The 20733-nt window shown below is 71.8% G+C and carries 18 protein-coding genes; 16 read left to right on the forward strand and 2 right to left on the reverse strand.

The window, feature by feature from the left end:
- The first annotated feature begins 6 nt into the window (after nt 1–6).
- The 13 genes from AB0D67_RS14700 to AB0D67_RS14760 all read left to right on the forward strand — a co-directional run bounded on the left by AB0D67_RS14700 (nt 7) and on the right by AB0D67_RS14760 (nt 14445).
- The gene (locus AB0D67_RS14700) at nt 7–1233 is read left to right on the forward strand and encodes an MFS transporter (RefSeq protein WP_362934270.1); all 1227 of its coding nucleotides are present in this window, start codon (nt 7–9) and stop codon (nt 1231–1233) included.
- Between the two features lie 185 nt (nt 1234–1418).
- Nucleotides 1419–2009: a pyridoxal 5'-phosphate synthase glutaminase subunit PdxT gene (gene pdxT, locus AB0D67_RS14705; RefSeq protein WP_362934273.1), complete on the forward strand. Its 591-nt coding sequence runs from the start codon at nt 1419–1421 to the stop codon at nt 2007–2009.
- Nucleotides 2010–2012: 3 nt separating this feature from the next.
- A complete protein-coding gene (locus AB0D67_RS14710) occupies nt 2013–2765 on the forward strand; it encodes a YebC/PmpR family DNA-binding transcriptional regulator (protein WP_362934276.1) in 753 nt (250 codons plus the stop codon).
- A 217-nt stretch (nt 2766–2982) separates the two neighbouring features.
- Nucleotides 2983–4266 (forward strand): cation:proton antiporter, encoded by a 1284-nt coding sequence (locus AB0D67_RS14715; RefSeq protein ID WP_362934279.1) that lies wholly within the window; start codon nt 2983–2985, stop codon nt 4264–4266.
- An 11-nt stretch (nt 4267–4277) separates the two neighbouring features.
- Nucleotides 4278–5435 carry a GNAT family N-acetyltransferase gene (locus AB0D67_RS14720; RefSeq protein WP_362934282.1) on the forward strand — a complete coding sequence of 386 codons (1158 nt, stop codon included), beginning with the start codon at nt 4278–4280 and terminating at the stop codon, nt 5433–5435.
- A gap of 167 nt (nt 5436–5602) precedes the next feature.
- Entirely contained in the window at nt 5603–6196 is a 594-nt protein-coding gene (ruvC, locus tag AB0D67_RS14725) for a crossover junction endodeoxyribonuclease RuvC (RefSeq protein ID WP_362934327.1), read from the forward strand.
- On the forward strand, nt 6193–6813 hold the full coding sequence (gene ruvA, locus AB0D67_RS14730) for a Holliday junction branch migration protein RuvA (RefSeq protein ID WP_362934285.1): 621 nt from the start codon (nt 6193–6195) through the stop codon (nt 6811–6813). The genes ruvC and ruvA overlap by 4 nt, the downstream gene beginning before the upstream one ends.
- 13 nt (nt 6814–6826) lie before the next feature.
- A complete protein-coding gene (gene ruvB, locus AB0D67_RS14735; protein WP_362934288.1) occupies nt 6827–7888 on the forward strand; it encodes a Holliday junction branch migration DNA helicase RuvB in 1062 nt (353 codons plus the stop codon).
- Between the two features lie 228 nt (nt 7889–8116).
- The gene (gene yajC, locus AB0D67_RS14740) at nt 8117–8491 is read left to right on the forward strand and encodes a preprotein translocase subunit YajC (protein ID WP_362934291.1); all 375 of its coding nucleotides are present in this window, start codon (nt 8117–8119) and stop codon (nt 8489–8491) included.
- 45 nt (nt 8492–8536) lie between these two features.
- A complete protein-coding gene (gene secD, locus AB0D67_RS14745; protein ID WP_362934294.1) occupies nt 8537–10369 on the forward strand; it encodes a protein translocase subunit SecD in 1833 nt (610 codons plus the stop codon).
- The gene (gene secF / locus AB0D67_RS14750; protein ID WP_362934297.1) at nt 10369–11424 is read left to right on the forward strand and encodes a protein translocase subunit SecF; all 1056 of its coding nucleotides are present in this window, start codon (nt 10369–10371) and stop codon (nt 11422–11424) included. The genes secD and secF overlap by 1 nt, the downstream gene beginning before the upstream one ends.
- Nucleotides 11425–11489: 65 nt before the next feature.
- Entirely contained in the window at nt 11490–12008 is a 519-nt protein-coding gene (locus tag AB0D67_RS14755) for an adenine phosphoribosyltransferase (protein ID WP_362934300.1), read from the forward strand.
- Nucleotides 12009–12246: 238 nt separating this feature from the next.
- Nucleotides 12247–14445 (forward strand): bifunctional (p)ppGpp synthetase/guanosine-3',5'-bis(diphosphate) 3'-pyrophosphohydrolase, encoded by a 2199-nt coding sequence (locus tag AB0D67_RS14760; RefSeq protein WP_362934303.1) that lies wholly within the window; start codon nt 12247–12249, stop codon nt 14443–14445.
- A 176-nt stretch (nt 14446–14621) separates the two neighbouring features.
- On the opposite strand, the gene AB0D67_RS14765 is transcribed toward AB0D67_RS14760, so the two are convergent.
- Together AB0D67_RS14765 and AB0D67_RS14770 are read right to left on the reverse strand one after the other, a co-directional pair.
- Nucleotides 14622–15872 (reverse strand): DUF349 domain-containing protein, encoded by a 1251-nt coding sequence (locus tag AB0D67_RS14765; protein WP_362934306.1) that lies wholly within the window; start codon nt 15870–15872, stop codon nt 14622–14624.
- Between the two features lie 38 nt (nt 15873–15910).
- Nucleotides 15911–16768: a peptidylprolyl isomerase gene (locus AB0D67_RS14770; RefSeq protein WP_362934309.1), complete on the reverse strand. Its 858-nt coding sequence runs from the start codon at nt 16766–16768 to the stop codon at nt 15911–15913.
- A gap of 148 nt (nt 16769–16916) precedes the next feature.
- Here AB0D67_RS14770 and AB0D67_RS14775 point away from each other — a divergent pair, with 148 nt between their 5' ends.
- The 3 genes from AB0D67_RS14775 to aspS are packed head-to-tail and all read left to right on the forward strand — an operon-like array spanning nt 16917 to nt 20632.
- Entirely contained in the window at nt 16917–17630 is a 714-nt protein-coding gene (locus tag AB0D67_RS14775) for an MBL fold metallo-hydrolase (RefSeq protein ID WP_362934312.1), read from the forward strand.
- A 3-nt stretch (nt 17631–17633) separates the two neighbouring features.
- On the forward strand, nt 17634–18899 hold the full coding sequence (hisS, locus tag AB0D67_RS14780; protein WP_362934315.1) for a histidine--tRNA ligase: 1266 nt from the start codon (nt 17634–17636) through the stop codon (nt 18897–18899).
- Complete coding sequence (aspS, locus tag AB0D67_RS14785; protein WP_362934318.1) at nt 18896–20632, forward strand: aspartate--tRNA ligase; 1737 nt, start codon at nt 18896–18898, stop codon at nt 20630–20632. The genes hisS and aspS overlap by 4 nt, the downstream gene beginning before the upstream one ends.
- Nucleotides 20633–20733: the final 101 nt, after the last annotated feature.

Consider the following 20733-nt stretch of genomic DNA (forward strand, 5'->3'; position numbering starts at 1 on the left):
ACTCCCATGTCCTCGCAGAGTCCGGGTGGAATCCTCCGCCAGCCGATGTCGGTGTGGGCCACCGCCTTCGCCGCGGTGGTCGCGTTCATGGGCATCGGCCTGGTCGACCCGATCCTGCCCTCCATCGCCGAGAACCTGAACGCCGGCCCCAGCCAGGTCTCCCTGCTGTTCACCAGCTACTTCCTGGTCACCGCCGTGGCGATGCTCGTCACCGGCTGGGTCTCCAGCCGGATCGGCGGCAAGCGCACCCTGCTGCTCGGCCTGTTCCTGGTCGTCGTCTTCGCCGGCCTGTCCGGCACCTCGGACAGCGTCGGCGCGCTCATCGGCTTCCGCGCCGGCTGGGGGCTGGGCAACGCCCTGTTCGTCGCCACCGCCCTCGCGGTCATCGTCGGCGCGGCCAGCGGCGGCGCCGAGGCCGCGATCATCCTGTACGAGGCCGCCCTTGGCCTGGGCATCTCGATGGGCCCGCTGGCTGGCGCCCTCCTCGGCGACTGGAACTGGCGCGGTCCCTTCTTCGGCACCGCGACCCTGATGGCCGTCGGGTTCGTCTTCATCGCGACCCTGCTGAGGGACACGCCCCGGCCCGCGGTGAAGACCCGCCTCAGCGACCCGCTGCGCGCCCTGGCCCACGGCGGACTGTCCACCACCGCCTTCACCGCGTTCTTCTGCAACTTCGCCTTCTTCACCATCCTGGCCTTCACCCCGTTCATCCTCGGCATGTCGGCCTACGGCATCGGCGCGGTGTTCTTCGGCTGGGGCGTCCTCGTGGCGCTCGCCTCGGTCTTCGCCGCCCCGGCCATGAGCCGCAGGATCGGCTCGGTGCGGGTGCTGTACCTGTCCCTGGGGACGCTCGCCGTCCTGCAGGCGGGCATCGCCCTGTTCAGTGCGACCGGCCTGCGCGCGGGCGTCGTCGTCTGCGTCGTGCTGTGCGGCATCCCGGCCGGGCTGAACAACACCGTGTTCACCGAGGCCGCCATGGAGGTGTCCGACGCGCCCCGGCCCGTCGCCTCGGCCGGCTACAACTTCGTGCGCTGGATGGGCGGGGCCATCGCGCCCTACATCGTGACCAAGCTGGGCGAGGAGATCGGCGCGCCCGTGCCGTACTGCCTGGGCGCGGTCTGCTGCCTGGTCGGCGTGGCCTTCCTGTACGGCAGGCGCCACCACCTGGCGAGCCTCACGCGGATGGACGCCGGTCACGCCGGTCACGCCGCCCGCGACCTGTCGGCCGCCTGACCCCGGCGCGGCCGGAAACGGAACCGGGGCCGGGCCGTACGGCCCGGGCACGGCGGGGCACGGCGGGGCACGGCGGGCCTCGCGCCCGCCCCGCCCCGCCCGGCCCGCGGATCGGCCGGTTTGGGGCGGTCCGCGGGGTGGCCATACGCTTGAACCGCATCACGAGCCCCTCGAAAGGACCACCGGTGACCATCGCCCCGACGATCGGTGTCTTCGCCCTGCAGGGAGACGTCCGCGAGCACGCGCGCTGCCTGGAGCAGGCGGGCGCCAGGGCCGTGGCCGTACGGCGCCCCGAGGAACTGGAGGCGGTCGACGCGCTGGTCGTCCCGGGAGGGGAGTCCACCACGATGTGGAAGCTCGCCGACACCTTCGAGCTGCTGGAGCCGCTCCGGGCGAGGATCAAGGACGGCATGCCCGCCTACGGCTCCTGCGCAGGCATGATCATGCTGGCCGACCGGATCGAGGGCGGCATCGAGGGCCAGCAGACCATCGGCGGCATCGACATGGTGGTGCGGCGCAACGCCTTCGGCCGCCAGGTCGACTCCTTCGAGTCCGACATCGACTTCGCGGGCATGGGCCCGCTGCGGGCGGTCTTCATCCGCGCCCCCTGGGTGGAATCGGTCGGTTCCGATGTCGACGTGCTGGCCCGGGCCGAAGCTGGGGATAGGATCGTCGCGGTCCGTCAGGGGCCTCTGCTGGCCACGTCCTTCCACCCGGAGCTCACCGGGGGCTGCGATGTGCATTCATACTTCGTTGAGATGGTGAGGGAGCTCTAGTCGATGTCCGGCCACTCCAAATGGGCGACGACCAAGCACAAGAAGGCCGCGCTCGACTCCAAGCGCGGCAAGCTGTTCGCCAAGCTCATCAAGAACATCGAGGTCGCGGCCCGGACCGGTGGTCCCGACCCGGACGGCAACCCGACGCTGTACGACGCCATCACCAAGGCGCGCAAGAGCTCGGTCCCGCTGGACAACATCGAGCGCGCCCGCAAGCGCGGCGGCGGTCTGGAGGCCGGCGGCGCCGACTGGCAGACCATCATGTACGAGGGCTACGCCCCCGGCGGCGTCGCCGTGCTGATCGAGTGCCTGACCGACAACCGCAACCGCGCCGCCTCCGAGGTCCGCGTGGCGCTGACCCGCAACGGCGGCTCCCTGGCCGACCCCGGCTCGGTGTCCTACATGTTCAACCGCAAGGGCGTCGTGCTCGTCCCCAAGGGCTCGCTGACCGAGGACGACGTGCTGGTCGCGGTCCTCGACGCGGGCGCCGAGGAGGTCAACGACCTGGGTGACCAGTTCGAGGTCGTCTCCGAGGCCGGCGACCTCGTCCCGGTCCGCAAGGCCCTGCAGGACGCCGGGATCGACTACGACTCGGCCGAGTCGAGCTTCCTGCCGACGATGAACGTCCCGCTCGACGAGGACGGCGCGCGCAAGGTCTTCCGGCTGATCGACGCCCTGGAGGACAGCGACGACGTGCAGAACGTCTGGGCCAACTTCGACGTCTCCGACGACGTCATGGAGAAGCTGGACGCCTGACCGGCCGCCCGCCGCCTTCGCCGTACGCCCGTCCCGCCGTACCGCGGAGGCGGGCGTACGGCCGCCCGGGGCCCCTCCCGCGCGCTCCCGTGTCCGGGGCGGCGCCCGCCCGGACGCGTGGCCGTGCACGGGTGGATTCATGGGCTTCCCATGAGGTTCCCCGGAAAAGCGTGGCCTTCGGTTTACCTCAATAAATGAGGGCATATGCCGCCCTACGATGCCGAACCCTGACCTCATCTTCGCCGTGGCGGGCGTCGCCGCCCTGTTCGCGGCGATCCTGCCGCGCCTGCTCAACCGGCGTGCCTTCTCGCTGCCGCTGGCCTGCCTGATCGGCGGCGCGCTGCTCTACCTCCTGCCCCTGGACCTGCCCGAGCCCGACCCGGTGGCACACCGGGCGCTGCTGGAGCACGCCACCGAGATCTGCGTCCTCATCTCGCTGATGGGCGCCGGGCTGGCGATCAACCGGCCCTTCGAGCCGCGCCGCTGGACCTCTACCTGGCGGCTGCTGGGCTGGACGCTCCCGCTGACCGTCGGCGCCGTCACGCTGGCCGTCCACGGCCTGCTGGGCTGGCCGTGGGCCGCCGCGCTGCTGCTGGGCGCGGTGCTCGCGCCGACCGACCCGGTGCTCGCCTCCGACGTGCAGGTCGGTGAGCCCGTCGACTCCGAGACCGACGACGACGAGGTCCGCTTCACCCTCACCTCCGAGGCCGGGCTCAACGACGGCCTGGCCTTCCCCCTGGTGTTCGCCGCGATCGCGCTGGCGGCGGCGGGCGGCGGCCTGGAATGGACCGGGGAGTGGGTGCTGGTGGACCTGCTCTACCGGTGCGGGGCGGGCGTCGTGGGCGGCCTGCTGGCCGGCAAGGCGCTGGGCCGGCTGTTCTTCCGCGCCCAGGTCTCCGACCTGCGGCTCGCCGAGCATCGCGACGGCTTCGTGGCGCTGGCCGCGACCTTCCTCGCCTACGGCCTCACCGAGCTGGTGCACGGCTACGGCTTCATCGCGGTGTTCGTGACGGCCTGCACGATCAGGGCCGCCGAGCGCACGCACGGCTACAACGCCGTCCTGCACGGCTTCATCGAGCAGATCGAGCGGCTGTTCACCGCCTGGCTGATCCTGCTGCTCGGCGGGTTCGTGGCCACCGGCGGCCTGGCCGCGCTCACCTGGCGGGGCGCGGCGGTCGGCCTGCTCCTGCTGCTGGTGATCCGCCCGCTGACCGGGTGGCTCGCCACGCTCGGCGGCCGGCCGGGGCCGCGCGAGCGCGGCGTGATGGCCTTCTTCGGCATCCGGGGCATCGGCTCGCTGTTCTACCTCGCCTACGCCCTCGGCCAGGCCGACTTCGGCGTGCCCGCGGAGGAGCTGTGGGCGGTGGTGGCCTTCACCGTGCTGGCCTCCCTGGTGCTGCACGGCGTCACGGCGACCCCGGTGATGACGCGCCTGGACCGCCTGCGCGGCCGCCAGGAGCCGGCCGGGGCCGATGAGCGCTCCCCGGAGCGCACGGCCTAGGTTTGGGGACCGTGGAAATACGTGAGCTGACCGCCGGCGATCTCGACGCGGCGCTGGACAACCGCGTCCGGGCCTTCGGGCCCGTCCCGGAGGGCGAGGCGGAGCCCTGGCGGCGCGGCGTCCTGCCCGCCGTGGAGGAGGGCAGATACCTCGGCGCCTTCGACGGCGCCCGCCTCGTCGCCACGACCCGCATCGAGGACTTCACCCAGTGGTGGCACGGCAGGCCGCTGCCCATGGGCGGCATCGCCTCGGTCACCGTCGCCCCCGAGGACCGGGGCCGCGGCGTCGGACGGATGATCATGCGGGCCGCCCTGGACCGCTGCGCCGCGCTGGGGCTGCCGGTCTCGGCGCTGTACCCCGCCACCACCCGCATCTACCGCTCGCTCGGCTGGGAGCACGCCGGAGCCCTGCACCGGGCCGTGCTGCCCACCGAGGGGCTGCGCTCGATCCGCACGACCGGCGACGTCCCGCTCCGCCGTACCGGCCCCGGGGACGCCCGCGCGCTGGGCGAGGTCATCGGGCGCGTCCACGCCGCCACCCGCGCCTCCGGGCCGGTCCGCCGGAGCGAGGCGGACGTGCGCCGGTGGCTGGAGAGCACCCGCGACTTCGTCTACCTGGCCGAGGACGGCTTCGTGGCCTACGGCTGGGACGGCCCCGACATCTCGGTCAGCCACCTGCTCGCCGGCTCGGAGGCCACGGCCAGGGCGCTGTGGGCGCTGGTCGGCTCCTCGTCCTCCGTCGCCAAGAAGGTCCGCGCGGCCGTCGCCCCCGACGACCCGGTGTTCTGGCTGCTCGGCGAGCGGGTGAACGACGAGGTCGCGCAGAGCCGCTGGATGTTCCGCGTGGTGGACCCGGCGGCGGCCGTCGCCGGGCGCGGGTTCCCGGCGGGCGTCACCCTCGACGTCGTGGTCCACGTCGACGACCCCGAGCGGCCCGCCTCCTCCGGCCCCTGGCACCTGGCGGTCTCCGGCGGCTCCGGTACGGCCCAGCCCGCCGGGACCATCCCGGGGACGGCTCCCGCTCTCACCGCCGGGGGCCTCTCCGCGCTGTTCGCGGGCGTGCCGGCCGCCACCCTGCGCCGCGCGGGCCTCCTCACCGGGCCGGCGGACGCCGACGACGCCCTCGACGCCGCCTTCCACGCCCGGCCGTACATGACCGACTCGTTCTGAACGCGCCGGCCACGGGACGGAACGATCATGGTTTCGAACGCCCGGAGACCCGTCCCGGGGGCGGCGCGGGCGGTTCGATGGCCGTGCGCGCCCTGCCCGCAGACGGTAGAGTCGGGCACCGAACAGGTGTTCGGCGAGCGGAAGGCGTGCCGGTGCGGTTGCCCGAACTGCGGGTGATGGGGGTCGATCCGGGGCTGACCCGGTGCGGGCTCGGAGCGGTCGAGGGGCGCCCCGGGGCGCCGCTCCGCCTGGTCAAGGTCGGGGTGGTGCGCACCCCCGCCGACGACGAGATCGGGGCCCGGCTGGTGGCGATCGAGGCCGGCATCGAGCGCTGGCTCGACGAGATCGAGCCGGACGCGGTGGCCGTGGAGCGCGTCTTCGCCCAGCACAACCTGCGCACCGTCATGGGCACCGCCCAGGCGTCGGCGGTGGCGATCCTGTGCGCCTCCCGCCGGGGACTGCCGGTGGCGCTGCACACCCCGTCGGAGGTCAAGGCCGCGATCACCGGCAGCGGCACGGCCGACAAGCGCCAGGTCGGCACCATGGTGACCAGGCTGCTGCGGCTCGACGCCATGCCCAAGCCCGCCGACGCCGCCGACGCGCTCGCCCTGGCCATCTGCCACGTCTGGCGGGGCGGCGCCCAGAACAGACTGGCCGAGGCGGCCGCGCGGGCCACCGGCGCGGGCGGCGGGGTCACCGCCGCCGCGTACTTCCGCGGGCGGGGCAGGCCCGCCGGATACTCGAGAGGAACGACGAAGTGATCGCCTCGGTGCGAGGACGGGTGGCCGCGATCGCCCCCGACGGAGCGGTGGTCGAGGTCGGCGGCGTCGGCGTGCTGGTGCACTGCACGCCCGGCACGCTGGCGGCGCTGCGCGTGGGGGAGGAGGCCCGGCTGGCCACCTCGCTGGTGGTGCGCGAGGAGTCCCTCACGCTGTACGGCTTCGCCGACGACGACGAGCGCAGGATCTTCGAGCTGCTCCAGGCGGCCAGCGGGGTCGGCCCGAAGGTCGCGCTGGCGATGCTCGCCGTGCACACGCCCAACGCGCTGCGGATGGCCGTGGCCGCCGCCGACGTCAAGGCGCTGACCCGGGTCCCCGGGGTGGGCCCCAAGGGCGCCCAGCGGATCATCGTCGACCTCAAGGACAAGCTCGGCACCCCCGAGGAGGCCGTCAGCGCCGCCCTCAACGGCGGCCCGGCCGTCCCCGCCTGGCGCGAGCAGGTCCACTCCGGCCTGGTCGGGCTGGGATACTCGGCCAAGGACGCCGACGAGGCCGTCGCGCTCGTCGCGCCCCAGGCCGACGCCGAGACGGCCCAGGGCCGCGCGCCCCAGGTGGCGGCGCTGCTCAAGGCCGCGCTGCGCGTGCTGAGCGTGCGGTGAGGGGGGAGACGCCGTGAGCTTCGAGCGGGAACTCGTCTCGGCCGACGCCGAGGGCGACGAGCGGCTGGTCGAGGCCGCGCTGCGGCCCAAGCGGCTGGAGGAGTTCATCGGCCAGGCGCGGGTGCGCGAGCAGCTGTCGCTGGTGCTGCAGAGCGCGCTGCGGCGCAACCGGCCGCCCGACCACGTGCTGATGAGCGGCGGCCCCGGTCTCGGAAAGACCACCCTCGCCATGATCATCGCCACCGAGCTGTCGGCCCCCATCCGGATCACCTCCGGGCCGGCGCTGGAGCGGGCCGGTGACCTCGCGGCCATCCTCTCCACATTGTCGGAGGGCGAGGTGCTGTTCATCGATGAGATCCACCGGATGGCCCGCCCCGCCGAGGAGATGCTCTACCTCGCGATGGAGGACTTCCGGGTGGACATCGTGGTGGGCAAGGGGCCCGGGGCCACCGCGATCCCGCTGGAGGTCGCCCCGTTCACCCTGGTCGGCGCCACCACCCGGGCCGGCCTGCTGCCCGCGCCGCTGCGCGACCGGTTCGGGTTCGTCGCCCACATGGACTTCTACGACGCCGGTGAGCTGGAGCTGGTGCTGCACCGCTCGGCGGCGCTGCTCGGCCTGGAGCTGCCCGGCGACGCCGCCCGCGAGATCGCCGGGCGCTCCCGCGGCACGCCCCGCATCGCCAACCGCCTGCTGCGCCGGGTCCGCGACTTCGCGGAGGTGCGGTCCGACGGCGTCGTCACCCGCGACGTCGCCGCGGCGGCGCTGAACCTCTACGAGGTCGACGCCGAGGGGCTCGACCGGCTCGACCGGGCGGTCCTCACCGCGCTGCTGGGCAAGTTCGGCGGCGGCCCGGTCGGCCTGTCCACCCTCGCGGTCGCGGTCGGCGAGGAGCCCGAGACGGTCGAGGTGGTGGCCGAGCCGTTCCTGGTGCGCCAGGGCCTGCTGGCCCGCACTCCCCGCGGCCGGGTGGCGACCGCCGCGGCATGGCTCCACCTGGGGCTCGTCCCGCCGCCGGACGCCTTCGGCGCCCCGCCGGCGTCCGCCGATCTCGGGGATGACCCGGGCTCGATGTGACGTTGGGATTGCAGAGGGAAACTCCGCGGGGTCAATCACAGATCGATGACAACGATATCGAAATGGGAACTTCCTTCGGAGCCCGTTCGTGGGTTCGTTGCCGCGCTCCTAACAGCTCGCCTAAACTCCGTGGCTTGGCTGGCTGTGTAGGCTGACGTGCTGAGCGGCGTGCCCGTTATACGACGTCCGGCGCCACGCCGGTCATTTCTGAGCGTAAGGAGCGGCCCCATGGGCGGCAGCAGCGGTTACTCAAGCCTCATCATGATCGCGTTGATGGTCGTGGTGTTCTACTTCCTGCTCATCCGGCCGCAGCGCAAGCGGCAGCAGGAGCAGGCCCAGATGCAGAACTCCCTGGCCCCGGGAGCCCGCGTCATGACGACGACCGGCCTGTTCGCGACCGTCACGGCCATCGACGCCGACGACGTGATCCTGGAGGTCGCCCCCGGCGTCGAGACCCGGTGGGTCAAGGCCGCGATCGGCCGCGTCCTGACCCCGGTCGACGACACCGCCTCCGATGACGTCGAGTCCGCGGGCGTCGTGGAGGACAATGAGGTGGAGACCGTTCAGCCGAAGAGCGACAACCAGGACTCGCAGCAGAAGTGAGCAGGCTCGCCATCCATCCCCTATAGCCGAAAGAACTGACGACCAGTGGCCCGACCGACCAGCGGCCAGAGCAAGCCGGGGCGCATGCTCCTGGCGCTTCTGGCACTCATTCTCGCCATGGGCGGGGTGATGGCCCTCAACAAGGCGTTCACCCCCGAGTATGGCCTCGACCTCGCAGGCGGCACCACGGTGACGCTGACGCCCGTCACGCCCAACGGCGGGGCTCCCTCCCAGGAGAGCCTCGACCTGGCCGTGAACATCATCCGTGACCGGGTGAACGGCAACGGCATCTCCGACGCCGAGGTCGTCAAGTCCGGTGACAACATCGTCATCTCCGTCCCCGGAGCAGGCCAGGAGGAAGTCGTCAAGCTGGTCGGCACCACCGCGGAGCTGCGTTTCCGCCAGGTGCTGGCGGTGGGGGAGGGCTCGCCCGCGCCCCCGGGACAGATGCCCACCCAGGCGCCGACGCCGTCCACCGCCCCGTCGGACGGCAAGGCCACCGACGGTGGCACGGGCTCGACGCCGGCCCCGACGAGCACCGCCCAGTCCAGCCCGAGCGCCTCGCCCACCGGCCGGGCGCTGTCGTCGGCGCTGACCGCCCCGGACCCGTCGGCGACCCCCTCCGCCGAGGCGGGGGCGAAGAAGGCCGCGCGCGACGCCGGTGACAAGGCCAAGGACGGCGACAAGGCCGCCGACCGGGCCGCGCGCCGGGCGGCCAAGAACGCCGCGGCCCCGTCCGCCACGCCGAGCCCCAGCGCGACCCCGCCCGCGGCGAACGACCCGCTGGCCGGCGTCGACACCACCGGCGTCGACCCCAAGGCCCTCGAACGGTTCAAGGCGCTCGACTGCGCCAAGGACAAGGGCCAGGGCGCCCAGGACGCGCCGGACCAGCAGTACGTCGGCTGCAGCCAGGACGGCTCGGCCAAGTACATCCTCGACAAGGCCGCCGTCACCGGCACCTCGATCGACAAGGCCACCTCCGGCGTCGACCAGACCACCGGCGAGTGGCTCGTCCAGCTCTCCTTCAAGGGCCAGGGCCCGCAGCAGTGGTCGAAGGTCACCACCACCGCCTTCAACTCCCAGCCGCCGCGCAACCAGGTCGCCATGGTGCTGGACGGCGTGGTGATCTCCGCGCCGGTCATCCAGGAGCCCATCACCGGCGGCCGGGCCCAGATCTCCGGCAACTTCACCCAGGTGACCGCCGACGAGCTGGCCAACCAGCTCAAGTACGGCGCGCTGCCGCTGAAGTTCAAGACGGACTCCATCGAGGAGGTCTCCTCGACCCTGGGCGCCGACCAGCTGCGCGGCGGCCTGATCGCCGGCGCGATCGGCCTCGGGCTCGTGCTGATCTACTCGCTGCTCTACTACCGCGGCCTGGGCATCGTCTCGGTGCTGAGCCTCGTGGTCGCCACGATCCTGACCTACGAGTCGGTGGTCGTCCTCGGCGCCACCGCGGGCTTCCGCCTGTCGCTGCCGCACATCATCGGCCTCATCGTCTCGATCGGCATCACCGCGGACTCGTTCATCGTCTACTTCGAACGAATCCGCGACGAGATGAAGGAGGGCCGCCGCTCGCTGCGGGCGGCCGTCGAGGTCGCGTGGGCCCGAGCCCGGCGCACGATCCTGATCGCCGACGCGGTCATGTTCATCGCCGCCGTGGTGCTGTACTTCCTGGCCGTCGGCGGCGTGGCCGGCTTCGCGTTCGCGATGGGCCTGACCACGCTCATCGACATCGTGGTGGTGTTCATGTTCACCAAGCCGTTCGTCGCGCTCCTCGCCAAGAGGAAGTTCTTCGCCAAGGGCCACAAGCTCTCCGGCCTCGACGCCGAGCGCATGAGCCAGAGCCCCGCCGCCCCGACCGTTCCGCAGGAGGCCTGATGTCCGGCATCGCGCGCCGGCTGTACCGCGGCGAGGTCAACGTCGACTTCGTCGGCCGCAGAAAGCTCTGGTACGGCCTGTCGGCCCTCCTCCTGGCCATCTCCATCGTCGGCCTGATCGTCAACGGACTGAACCTCGGCGTGGAGTTCAAGGGCGGCTCGGTCTTCTCCTTCAAGGCCCCCACGGCGACCATCGAGCAGGTGCGCGGCACCTTCGAGGAGACCGGGGCGCACCAGGTCATCGTCCAGGAGACCAAAAACGGCTGGCGGGTCACCACCGAGAGCCTGCCGGCCGAGGGGGTCACCAAGACCCAGAAGGCCGTCGCGGGCGACTACGGCCTGAGGCAGAACGACGTCACCGTCCAGGTCATCGGCGGCTCGTGGGGCGGCCAGGTGGCCAACAAGGCCGTCATCGGCCTGATCGTCTTCATGCTGGCGATCATCCTGTACCTGACGGTGGCCTTCGAGTGGAAGATGGCGCTGTCGGCCATCGTGGCGCTCTTCCACGACCTGGTCATCACCGCCGGCGTGTACGCCTGGTCCGGCTTCGAGGTCACCCCGGCGACCCTGCTGGGCTTCCTGACCATCCTCGGATACTCGCTGTACGACGCGGTCGTCGTCTTCGACATGATCAAGGAGGTCACCGCCAAGCTCGGCACGACCTCCAAGATGACCTACACCGAGGCGGCCAACAACGCGCTGAACCACACGCTGATCCGGTCGCTGAACACCACCCTGGTGGCGATCCTGCCGGTCGCGGCGATCCTGTTCATCGGCACCACGCTGTTCGGCGCGGGCACGCTGAAGGACCTGTCGCTGGCCCTGTTCGTCGGCATGATCGTCGGTACCTACTCCTCGCTGTGCGTGGCGACGCCGCTGCTGGTGACGCTGAAGGAGCGCGAGCCGCGCTACCAGGCGATCGCCCGCCGGGTCGCGAGCCGCGGCGCCGGGACCGCCCCCGTCAAGGGCGCCCGCCAGCCGGTCGCGGCGGCGGCGGCCAACGGCTCCGGCTCGGCCGGCTCCGTGGCCGACGGCGACAAGCGCAAGAAGAAGTAAACCCACCCAGATGGCGCCTCCGCTCCCGTCCCCCGGGAGCGGAGGCGTTTTCATAAGGAAGTGACATGAGCGACCTGCGCACCCTCATCCTCGGCCGGATCCGCGACGTACCCGACTATCCCCAGCCGGGCGTGGTCTTCAAGGACATCACCCCCCTGCTCGCCGACCCCGAGGTGTTCGCCGCCGTGGTGGACGAGCTGGCCGGCGCGTACCGGGTGGACAAGATCGTCGGCATCGAGGCCCGCGGGTTCATCCTGGCCGCCCCGGTGGCGCACAAGGCGGCCGCGGGGTTCGTCCCGGTACGCAAGAAAGGCAAACTTCCTGCGGAAACGCTTGAGGAGTCCTACGATCTGGAGTACGGCTCCGCTGTCATCGAGGTGCACCGGGACGCCTTCGCCCCCGGCGAGCGGGTCCTGATCGTCGACGACGTGCTCGCCACCGGCGGCACGGCGCGTGCGGCGGTGGAGCTGGTCCGCAGGGCGGGCGCCGAGGTCGTCGCCATCGCCGTGCTCATGGAACTGGCCTTCCTCAACGGGCGGGAACGACTCGACGACGTCGAAGTCCGTTCCCTGGTGATCGTCTGATCCGACCCCGGTGGGGCAGGGTTCCTGACATGTCTGGATACACTGGAGGATCTGGACTCGAACGTGAGGAGTCTGAGTGCCCCGTGATGTGGTCGTTCCCGACGTGACCGCCGATGGAGGCGGGCCCGAGGAGGCCGCCCCGGCAGGCGGTGCCGGTTCCCCCATGTCCGGAGCCACCGAGGAGAAGCCTGCCGTACGACGCAGGATCGCACGCTTTGGGGGGCAATGGAGTGGCGCCATGAATCCGGTGCTGGAGCCGTTGTTCCGCACGGTCCGCGCGACGCATCCGAAAGCGGACCTGCGGCTCCTTGAGCGTGCCTACGACGTGGCGGCCTACCACCACCGTGATCAGAAGCGCAAGAGCGGGGACCCGTACATCACCCACCCCCTGGCGGTGGCGACGATCCTGGCCGAGCTCGGCACCGACGACGAGACCCTGTGCGCCGCGCTGCTGCACGACACCGTCGAGGACACCGCCTACGGCCTGGACGAGCTGCGGGCCGACTTCGGCGACAACATCGCGCTGCTGGTCGACGGCGTCACCAAGCTCGACAAGGTCAAGTTCGGTGACGCCGCCCAGGCCGAGACCGTCCGCAAGATGGTCGTGGCGATGTCGCGGGACATCCGGGTCCTGGTGATCAAGCTCGCCGACCGGCTGCACAACATGCGGACCATGCGCTACCTGCCCGAGCACAAGCGGCAGCAGAAGTCCCGCGAGACCCTGGAGATCTTCGCCCCGCTCGCGCACCGGCTGGGCATGAACACGATCAAGTGGGAGCTGGAGGACCTCGCGTTCGCCATGCTCTACCCCAAGCGCTACGACGAGATCGCCCGCATGGTGTCGGAGCGGGCCCCGCGCCGCGACCTGTTCCTGCAGGAGGTCATCGAGAGCGTCTCCAAGGACCTGCGCGAGGCCAAGATCCGCGCGGTGGTCAAGGGCCGGCCCAAGCACTACTACTCGGTCTACCAGAAGATGATCGCGCGCGACGTCGCCTTCGACGACATCTACGACCTGGTGGGCATCCGGGTGCTGGTCGACACGGTCCGCGACTGCTACGCCGCCCTCGGAACGATCCACGCGCGATGGAACCCGGTGCCCGGCCGGTTCAAGGACTACATCGCGATGCCCAAGTTCAACATGTACCAGTCGCTGCACACCACGGTCATCGGCCCCGAGGGCAAGCCGGTGGAGCTGCAGATCCGCACCCACTCCATGCACCACCGGGCCGAGTACGGCGTGGCCGCGCACTGGAAGTACAAGGAGGACATGACGGCCTCCGGCGCCCCGGGGACGAAGCTGAAGCCCGCCAGCGACATGGCCTGGCTGCGCCAGCTCCTCGACTGGCAGAAGGAGACCGCCGACCCCGGCGAGTTCCTGGAGTCGCTCAGGTTCGACCTGTCGGTCTCGGAGGTGTACGTCTTCACCCCGCGGGGCCAGGTGATCGCCCTGCCCGAGGGGGCGACGCCGGTCGACTTCGCCTACGCCGTGCACACCGAGGTCGGTCACCGCTGTATCGGCGCCCGGGTCAACGGCCGCCTGGTGCCGCTGGAGTCGCGGCTGGGCAACGGCGACACGGTGGAGATCTTCACCTCCAAGTCGCCGGACGCGGGTCCCTCGCGTGACTGGCTGAAGTTCGTCAAGTCGGGCCGGGCCCGCAACAAGATCCGGCAGTGGTTCTCCAAGGAGCGCCGCGAGACCGCGATCGAGGCGGGCAAGGAGGCCATCGGCCGGGCCATGCGCAAGCAGGGGCTGCCGCTGCAGCGCCTGATGTCGGGGGAGTCGCTGCTGACCCTCGCCAGGGACCTGCGTTACCCCGACGTCTCCGCCCTGTACGCGGCCGTCGGCGAGGGCCACATCGCCGCCCAGGCGGTCGTGCAGAAGCTCGTGCACTCCGTCGGGGGAGTGGACGGCGCCGAGGAGGACATCGCCGAGGTCTCGGTGCCGACGAAGCTGCGGGGCCGTCCCCGCGGCGGCAGCGGCGGCGCGGGCGTGGTGGTCGCGGGCGACTCCGACGTGTGGGTGCGCCTGTCGCGCTGCTGCACCCCGGTGCCCGGCGACGACATCCTCGGTTTCGTCACCCGCGGGCACGGAGTGTCGGTGCACCGCACCAACTGCCCCAACGGGGATCAGCTGAAGACCCAGCCGGACCGGCTGGTGGAGGTGTCCTGGGCGTCGGGGAGCGACTCGGTGTTCCTGGTGGCGCTCCAGGTCGAGGCGCTCGACCGGCCGCGGCTGCTGTCGGACGTCACCCGCACCCTGTCGGACCAGCACGTGAACATCCTGTCGGCGTCGGTCACGACGTCCCGCGACCGGGTGGCGATCAGCAAGTTCACCTTCGAGATGGCCGACCCCAAGCACCTCGGGCACGTCCTGAAGGCGGTGCGCAACATCCCCGGCGTCTACGACGTCTACCGGGTGAGCGGCGCCGGCTCCTGACCGCCGCCCCGGGGCGTATCCGTCCCGGGCGCGGAGAGGGAGCCGGCCCCGGGCCATCGCACGGGCACGAGCCGACCTGACGGGCCCGCTCGGGCTCTGTCACGCGGGCGGGGGCCCGTACAAGCCGAACCGGGCGCCCCCGCGCGGGGACGCCCGGCCACGTGCCGTGCGGGAGGTCAGGAGAACTCGGCGAGCGTGCGCTCGGCCTCCTCCAGCCAGGAACGACGGGCTTCCAGGGCCTCCTCGGCGTCCTTGACGTCCTTGTCCCGGCCCGCAGCCCTGGCCTTGGCCAGGCGGGCCTCAAGCTGCTCGATCGACCGGTGGAGCTGGTCGACCGTGTTCTGGGCGCGGGCGCGGGCCTCGGGGTTGGAGCGCTTCCACTCCGCCTCCTCGGCCTTGCGGACCGCCTCGTCGATGCGGCGCAGACCGCCCTCCAGGCGGTCGCGCTGCTCCCGGGGGACCGGGCCGGCGGCCTCCCAGCGCTCCAGGACGCCCCGCAGGGTCGCCCTGGCCGACCGGGCGTCGGAGACCGGCAGGATCTTCTCCGCCTCGGCCAGGAGCTGCTCCTTGACCTCGGCGTTGGCCGCGAGCGAGGCGTCGCGCTCGGCGAAGACCGCCGAGCGGGCCTGGAAGAACTGGTCCTGGGCGGCCTTGAACCGGCCCCACAGCTCGTCCTCGACCTCGCGGGAGGCCCGGCCCGCGGCCTTCCACTGCCGCATCAGCTCGCGGTAGGCGGCGGCCGTCCCGCCCCAGTCGTCGGAGGAGGCCAGCGCCTCCGCCTCGGTGACGATCTGCTCCTTGGTGGAGCGCACGCCCTCCCGCTGCTCGTCCAGCCCGGCGAAGTACGCCTTGCGCCGCTTGGCGAAGGCCGTCCGGGCGGCCGACAGCCGCTTCCAGAGCGCGGCCTCGGTCACCCGGTCGATGCGCTCGGCGGTCTTCCACTCCTCGATGAGCTGGCGCAGCCGTTCGCCGCCGCTCTTCCAGTGCGTGGTGTCCTCGGCGATCCGCTCGGCCTCGCCGACGATGCGCTCCTTGACCGCCCTGGCCTCGGCCCGGGCCACGTCGCGCGCGGCCTTGACCTCCTCGCGGCGCTGGGCGACCGTCTCCGTGAGGGCGTTCAGGCGGCCCAGCAGCGCGTCGAGGTCGCCGACGGCGTGCGCGCCGGTGATCGCCTCACGCAGCTTGACGATCGTCGCCTCCGCCTGGGCCGGTGGCAGGTCGGTGCCGCGGACCCGCTGCTCCAGCAGCATGACCTGCCCGGCCAGCTCGTCGAACTTGCGATGGAAGTAGGCGAGTGCCTCTTCCGGCTCGCCGGCCTGCCAGGACCCGACGGCCCGTTCTCCCTCAGCCGTACGCACGTAGACGGTGCCGTCGTCGTCTACCCGGCCCCACGGGTCGGTGCTCACCGTGTCCTCCCGCACTTTCATCAGCCTTTCGAGGCTAACCGCATCTTGGTTGTATTACGTCAGCTCTTGCCGGACATTGTCACGTTTTTGATTTCGACGGTTTCCTTCGGAGCCCCGGTGCCGTCGGGTCCCGGCGTGATGACGCCTCCCTTGTTCACCTCGTCGATGATCTCCATTCCCTTCGTGACCGTACCGAACGGCGTGTAGTTCGGGGGGAGCTGGGTGTCGCCGTACACGATGAAGAACTGGCTGCCGTTGGTGTCGGCGCCGCTGTTGGCCATGGCCACGACGCCGCGGGTGTACTTGGCGCCGTCGAGGTTCTCGTTGACGAAACGGTACCCCGGCCCGCCCCGGCCGTCGGTCTGGCTCTTGCCGTCGGCCTTGGCGAGCGGGTCGCCGCACTGCAGCACCGGGAACTGCTCGGAGCCCAGCCGGTGGCACTTGGAACCGTTGAAGTAGTCCTTCTTCGCCAGGAAGGCGAAGGAGTTGACCGTGCACGGGGTCTTGTCGGCCGACACCTGGATCACGATGTCGCCACGGTTCGTCTTCAGCGTCATCGCCTTGGGCGAGGTGTCCACCTTGGCCGGCGGCATGCCGACGTTCTTCGCCGCCCCCTCGGTGTCGGGGACGTAGCCGCAGGTGCCGGTCGCCGGGTCGAAGGCGGCGGGCTTGGGACCCTCGCTCGCGCTCGTGGCGGGGCTGGGGCTCCCCGACGCCGACGCGGCGGAGGTGGCGTCCGAGTCACCGCCTCCGATCAGGGCGATCGCGGCGACCACGCCGCCCACCACCAGCACGACCCCGGCGGTGGTGCCGATGACCGCGGTGCGCTTCGCCTTGGTCTCACGCTCGATGCGCCGCTTCATCTGCCGCTCGTGGTGCTCGCGTGCCAGCTGCTTCTGGCGGTCCTTGCCGCTCACCGCTTCGCCCTCCCGAGTGCCGGAGTGTTACTTATTGAGGTGGGCGAATCGTATCGGCCAAAGGGTGATGGTTCGCAGCCCGGCGACCCGCACCGGTACCCTTCGGTTACATTCCCATCCGTATTCTTGACGAGATCGGCTGAGGCAGATGCTCATCGCCGGCTTTCCCGCCGGGTCGTTCCAGACCAACTGCTACGTCGTGGCTCCCGCCGCCGGCGAGGAGTGCGTGGTCGTCGATCCCGGGCAGAACGCGGTCGCCGACCTCGACGACGTGCTGCGCGAGCACCGGCTGCGGCCGGTCGCGGTGCTGCTCACCCACGGGCACGTCGACCACATGTGGTCGGTCGCCCCCGTCTGCGGCGCCCGCGACGTCCCCGCGTGGATCCACCCCGAGGACCGCGACCTGCTGTCCGACCCCGGCAAGGGGCTGCCGCTCGCGGCCAGGCAGCAGTTCTTCGGCGGGCTGACCTTCACCGAGCCCGACGACGTCCGCGAGCTGGCCGACGGTCAGGCGCTGGAGCTGGCGGGCATGGAGATCACGGTCGACCACGCCCCCGGCCATACCAGGGGGTCGGTGACCTTCAGGCTGCCCGCCTCCGGGGAGATCCCGGACGTGATGTTCTCGGGCGACCTGCTGTTCGCCGGCTCCATCGGCCGCACCGACCTCCCGGGCGGCGACCACCCGACGATCCTGCGCAGCCTGGCGGCCAAGTGCCTGCCGCTGCCGGACGACACGGTGGTCCTGCCCGGCCACGGACCACAGACCACGATCGGCCGCGAACGCGCCACCAACCCGTACCTGGCGGAGCTCGCCGGGCGGGCCGGGACGGCGCCGGGCGCGGGACCCACCAGGGGACTATAAGAGATGACTCTGCAGGCGCCGAAGGGCACCTTTGACTGGCTTCCACCCCGTTCGGAGGTGGCGCTCGCCGTACGTGAGGCGCTGACCGCCCCGGTCCGCCGCGCAGGCTACGGCTACGTCGAGACCCCCGTCTTCGAGGACACCGCGCTGTTCGTCCGCGGGGTGGGCGAGTCCACCGACATCGTCTCCAAGGAGATGTACACCTTCGCCGACAAGGGCGGCCGCTCCCTCACACTGCGGCCCGAGGGCACCGCCTCGGTCGTGCGGGCGGTCCTCCAGCACGGCCTGCACAACGGCCAGCTGCCGGTGAAGCTCTGGTACTCCGGCAGCCAGTTCCGCTACGAGCGGGCCCAGAAGGGCCGCTACCGCCACTTCTGGCAGGTCGGCGCCGAGGCGCTGGGCGCGGAGGACCCTGCGCTCGACGCGGAGCTGATCGTGATGGCCGCCGACGGCTACGCCGGCCTGGGGCTGACGGGCGTGCGGCTGCTGCTGAACACGCTGGGCTGCCGGGAGTGCCGTCCCGCCTACCGCGCGGCGCTGCAGGACTTCCTGCGCGCGCTCGACCTCGACGAGGCCACCAGGCAGCGCGTCGAGATCAACCCGCTGCGCGTGCTCGACGACAAGCGGCCCGAGGTGCAGGCGCAGCTCGCCGGCGCCCCCCTGGTCGTCGACCACCTGTGCGAGGCGTGCAAGACCTACCACGAGGAGGTCCGCGCGCTGCTGACCGCCTCCGGCGTGACGTACGCCGACGACCCGAGGCTGGTCCGCGGGCTCGACTACTACACGCGCACCACGTTCGAGTTCGTCCACGACGGGCTGGGCTCGCAGTCGGCGGTGGGCGGCGGCGGCCGCTACGACGGCCTGAGCGAGATGCTCGGCGGCCCGGCCCTGCCGAGCGTCGGCTGGGCGCTGGGCGTCGACCGCACCGTCCTGGCCATGGAGGCCGAGGGGCTGCTCGGAGCCGGGGAGGCCGCCTCCCGTGTGCAGGTGTACGGTGTGCCGCTGGGTGAGGAGGCGCGCCGCCGGATGTTCCTGCTCATCACCGAGCTGCGCCGCGCGGGCCTCGACGCCGACATGTCGTTCGGGGGCAAGGGCCTCAAGGGCGCGATGAAGGGCGCCGACCGGTCGGGCGCGGGCTACGCCGTGATCCTCGGCGAGCGTGATCTCGCGGCCGGGTCCGCCCAGGTCAAGGACATGGCCAGCGGTGACCAGACCGCCGTGCCGCTCGCTGAGATCGTCGAGACTCTGAAGGAGAGACTGAGGAAATGATCCGCACGCACGAAGCGGGATCACTGCGCAAGGAGCACGCGGGCGAGCAGGTGACGCTGGCCGGGTGGGTGGCGCGCCGCCGCGACCACGGAGGCGTGGTCTTCATCGACCTGCGCGACGCCTCCGGCTCCTCCCAGGTGGTCTTCCGCGAGGAGGACGACGCGCACGGCCTGCGCGCCGAGTACTGCGTCAAGGTCGTCGGCGAGGTGCGGGTCCGTCCCGAGGGCAACGAGAACCCCGACCTGCCGACCGGCGGGATCGAGGTCGTCGCCTCCCGGGTCGAGGTGCTCAGCGAGGCCGCGCCGCTGCCGTTCCCGGTCGAGGGCGCCGCGGGCGTCTCGGAGGAGGCCCGGCTCAAGCACCGCTACCTCGACATCCGCCGCCCGCAGGTCGCGCAGGCCCTGCGGGTCCGCTCCCGGGCCACCTACCTCGCCCACGAGGTGATGCACGAGCACGGGTTCAACTACATCGAGACCCCGACGCTCACCCGCTCCACGCCCGAGGGCGCCCGCGACTTCCTGGTCCCGGTCCGCCTGCAGCCGGGCAGCTGGTACGCCCTGCCGCAGTCGCCGCAGCTGTTCAAGCAGCTCCTCATGGTCGCCGGCATGGAGCGCTACTACCAGCTCGCCCGCTGCTTCCGTGACGAGGACCTGCGCGCCGACCGCCAGCCGGAGTTCACCCAGATCGACGTCGAGATGTCCTTCGTGGACCAGGAGGACGTCATCGCGCTGGGCGAGGCGCTGATCGGCCGCGTCTGGAAGGAGATCGCCGGCTACGAGCTGCCGACGCCGCTGCCCCGGATGACCTACGCCGAGGCCATGTCGCGCTACGGCTCCGACAAGCCGGACCTGCGCTTCGGCCAGGAGCTCGTCGAGATGACGGAGTACTTCTCCGCCACCTCCTTCCGGGTCTTCCAGGCCCCGTACGTCGGCGCCGTGGTCATGCCGGGCGGCGGTTCCCAGACCCGCCGGGAGCTCGACGCCTGGCAGGAGTGGGCCCGGTCGCGCGGCGCCAAGGGCCTCGCCTACGTCCTCGTCGGCGAGGACGGCACGCTCGGCGGCCCGGTCGCCAAGAACCTCTCGGAGAGCGAGAGCGCCGGCCTGGCCGGGAAGGTCGGCGCCGCCCCCGGCGACGCCGTCTTCTTCGCGGCCGGAAAGCCCTCGGAGGCCCGCGACCTGCTCGGCGCGGCCAGGCTGGAGATCGGCCGCCGCTGCGGGCTGATCGACGAGTCGCAGTGGAGCTTCCTGTGGGTCGTCGACGCCCCGATGTTCGAGGAGGACGGCGAGGGCGGCTGGACCGCGGTGCACCACCCGTTCACCGGTCCCAAGCCCGAGTGGGCCGACAACTTCCAGGACCACCCCGCCGAGGCGCTGGCCTACGCCTACGACATGGTCTGCAACGGCATGGAGATCGGCGGCGGCTCCATCCGAATCCACCGCGCCGAGATGCAGCAGCGCGTCTTCGACGTGCTGGGCATCTCCAAGGAGGAGGCCGAGGGCAAGTTCGGCTTCCTGCTGGAGGCGTTCAAGTACGGCCCGCCGCCGCACGGCGGCATCGCCTACGGCTGGGACCGCATCTGCATGCTGCTGTCCGGCGGCGACTCCATCCGCGACGTCATCGCCTTCCCGAAGACGGCCTCCGGGTTCGACCCGCTGACCGGCGCGCCCACCCCGATCACGGGTGCGCAGCGCAAGGAGGCCGGGGTGGACGCCAAGCCCAAGGGCGAGGCGTAACCTCCGCGCGGCACACGGCAGGGCCCCGGACGGATCTCCCGTCCGGGCACCGACCTCAACGCCGCGATCGGGGAGCTCGACGGGCGGGGCGTCGCCGTACG

It is taken from the genome of Streptosporangium sp. NPDC048047, from assembly GCF_040653115.1.
Taxonomy (GTDB): Bacteria; Actinomycetota; Actinomycetes; order Streptosporangiales; family Streptosporangiaceae; genus Streptosporangium.

Excerpts from the sequence above, each read along its gene's own strand:
- AB0D67_RS14700 (WP_362934270.1), top strand. The coding sequence starts at position 7 with ATGTCCTCGCAGAGTCCGGGTGGAATCCTCCGCCAGCCGATGTCGGTG.
- AB0D67_RS14710 (WP_362934276.1), top strand. The coding sequence starts at position 2,013 with ATGTCCGGCCACTCCAAATGGGCGACGACCAAGCACAAGAAGGCCGCG.
- AB0D67_RS14715 (WP_362934279.1), top strand. The coding sequence starts at position 2,983 with ATGCCGAACCCTGACCTCATCTTCGCCGTGGCGGGCGTCGCCGCCCTG.
- yajC (WP_362934291.1), top strand. The coding sequence starts at position 8,117 with ATGGGCGGCAGCAGCGGTTACTCAAGCCTCATCATGATCGCGTTGATG.
- secF (WP_362934297.1), top strand. The coding sequence starts at position 10,369 with ATGTCCGGCATCGCGCGCCGGCTGTACCGCGGCGAGGTCAACGTCGAC.
- AB0D67_RS14755 (WP_362934300.1), top strand. The coding sequence starts at position 11,490 with ATGAGCGACCTGCGCACCCTCATCCTCGGCCGGATCCGCGACGTACCC.
- AB0D67_RS14760 (WP_362934303.1), top strand. The coding sequence starts at position 12,247 with ATGAATCCGGTGCTGGAGCCGTTGTTCCGCACGGTCCGCGCGACGCAT.
- AB0D67_RS14765 (WP_362934306.1), bottom strand. The coding sequence starts at position 15,872 with ATGAAAGTGCGGGAGGACACGGTGAGCACCGACCCGTGGGGCCGGGTA.
- AB0D67_RS14775 (WP_362934312.1), top strand. The coding sequence starts at position 16,917 with ATGCTCATCGCCGGCTTTCCCGCCGGGTCGTTCCAGACCAACTGCTAC.
- hisS (WP_362934315.1), top strand. The coding sequence starts at position 17,634 with ATGACTCTGCAGGCGCCGAAGGGCACCTTTGACTGGCTTCCACCCCGT.
- aspS (WP_362934318.1), top strand. The coding sequence starts at position 18,896 with ATGATCCGCACGCACGAAGCGGGATCACTGCGCAAGGAGCACGCGGGC.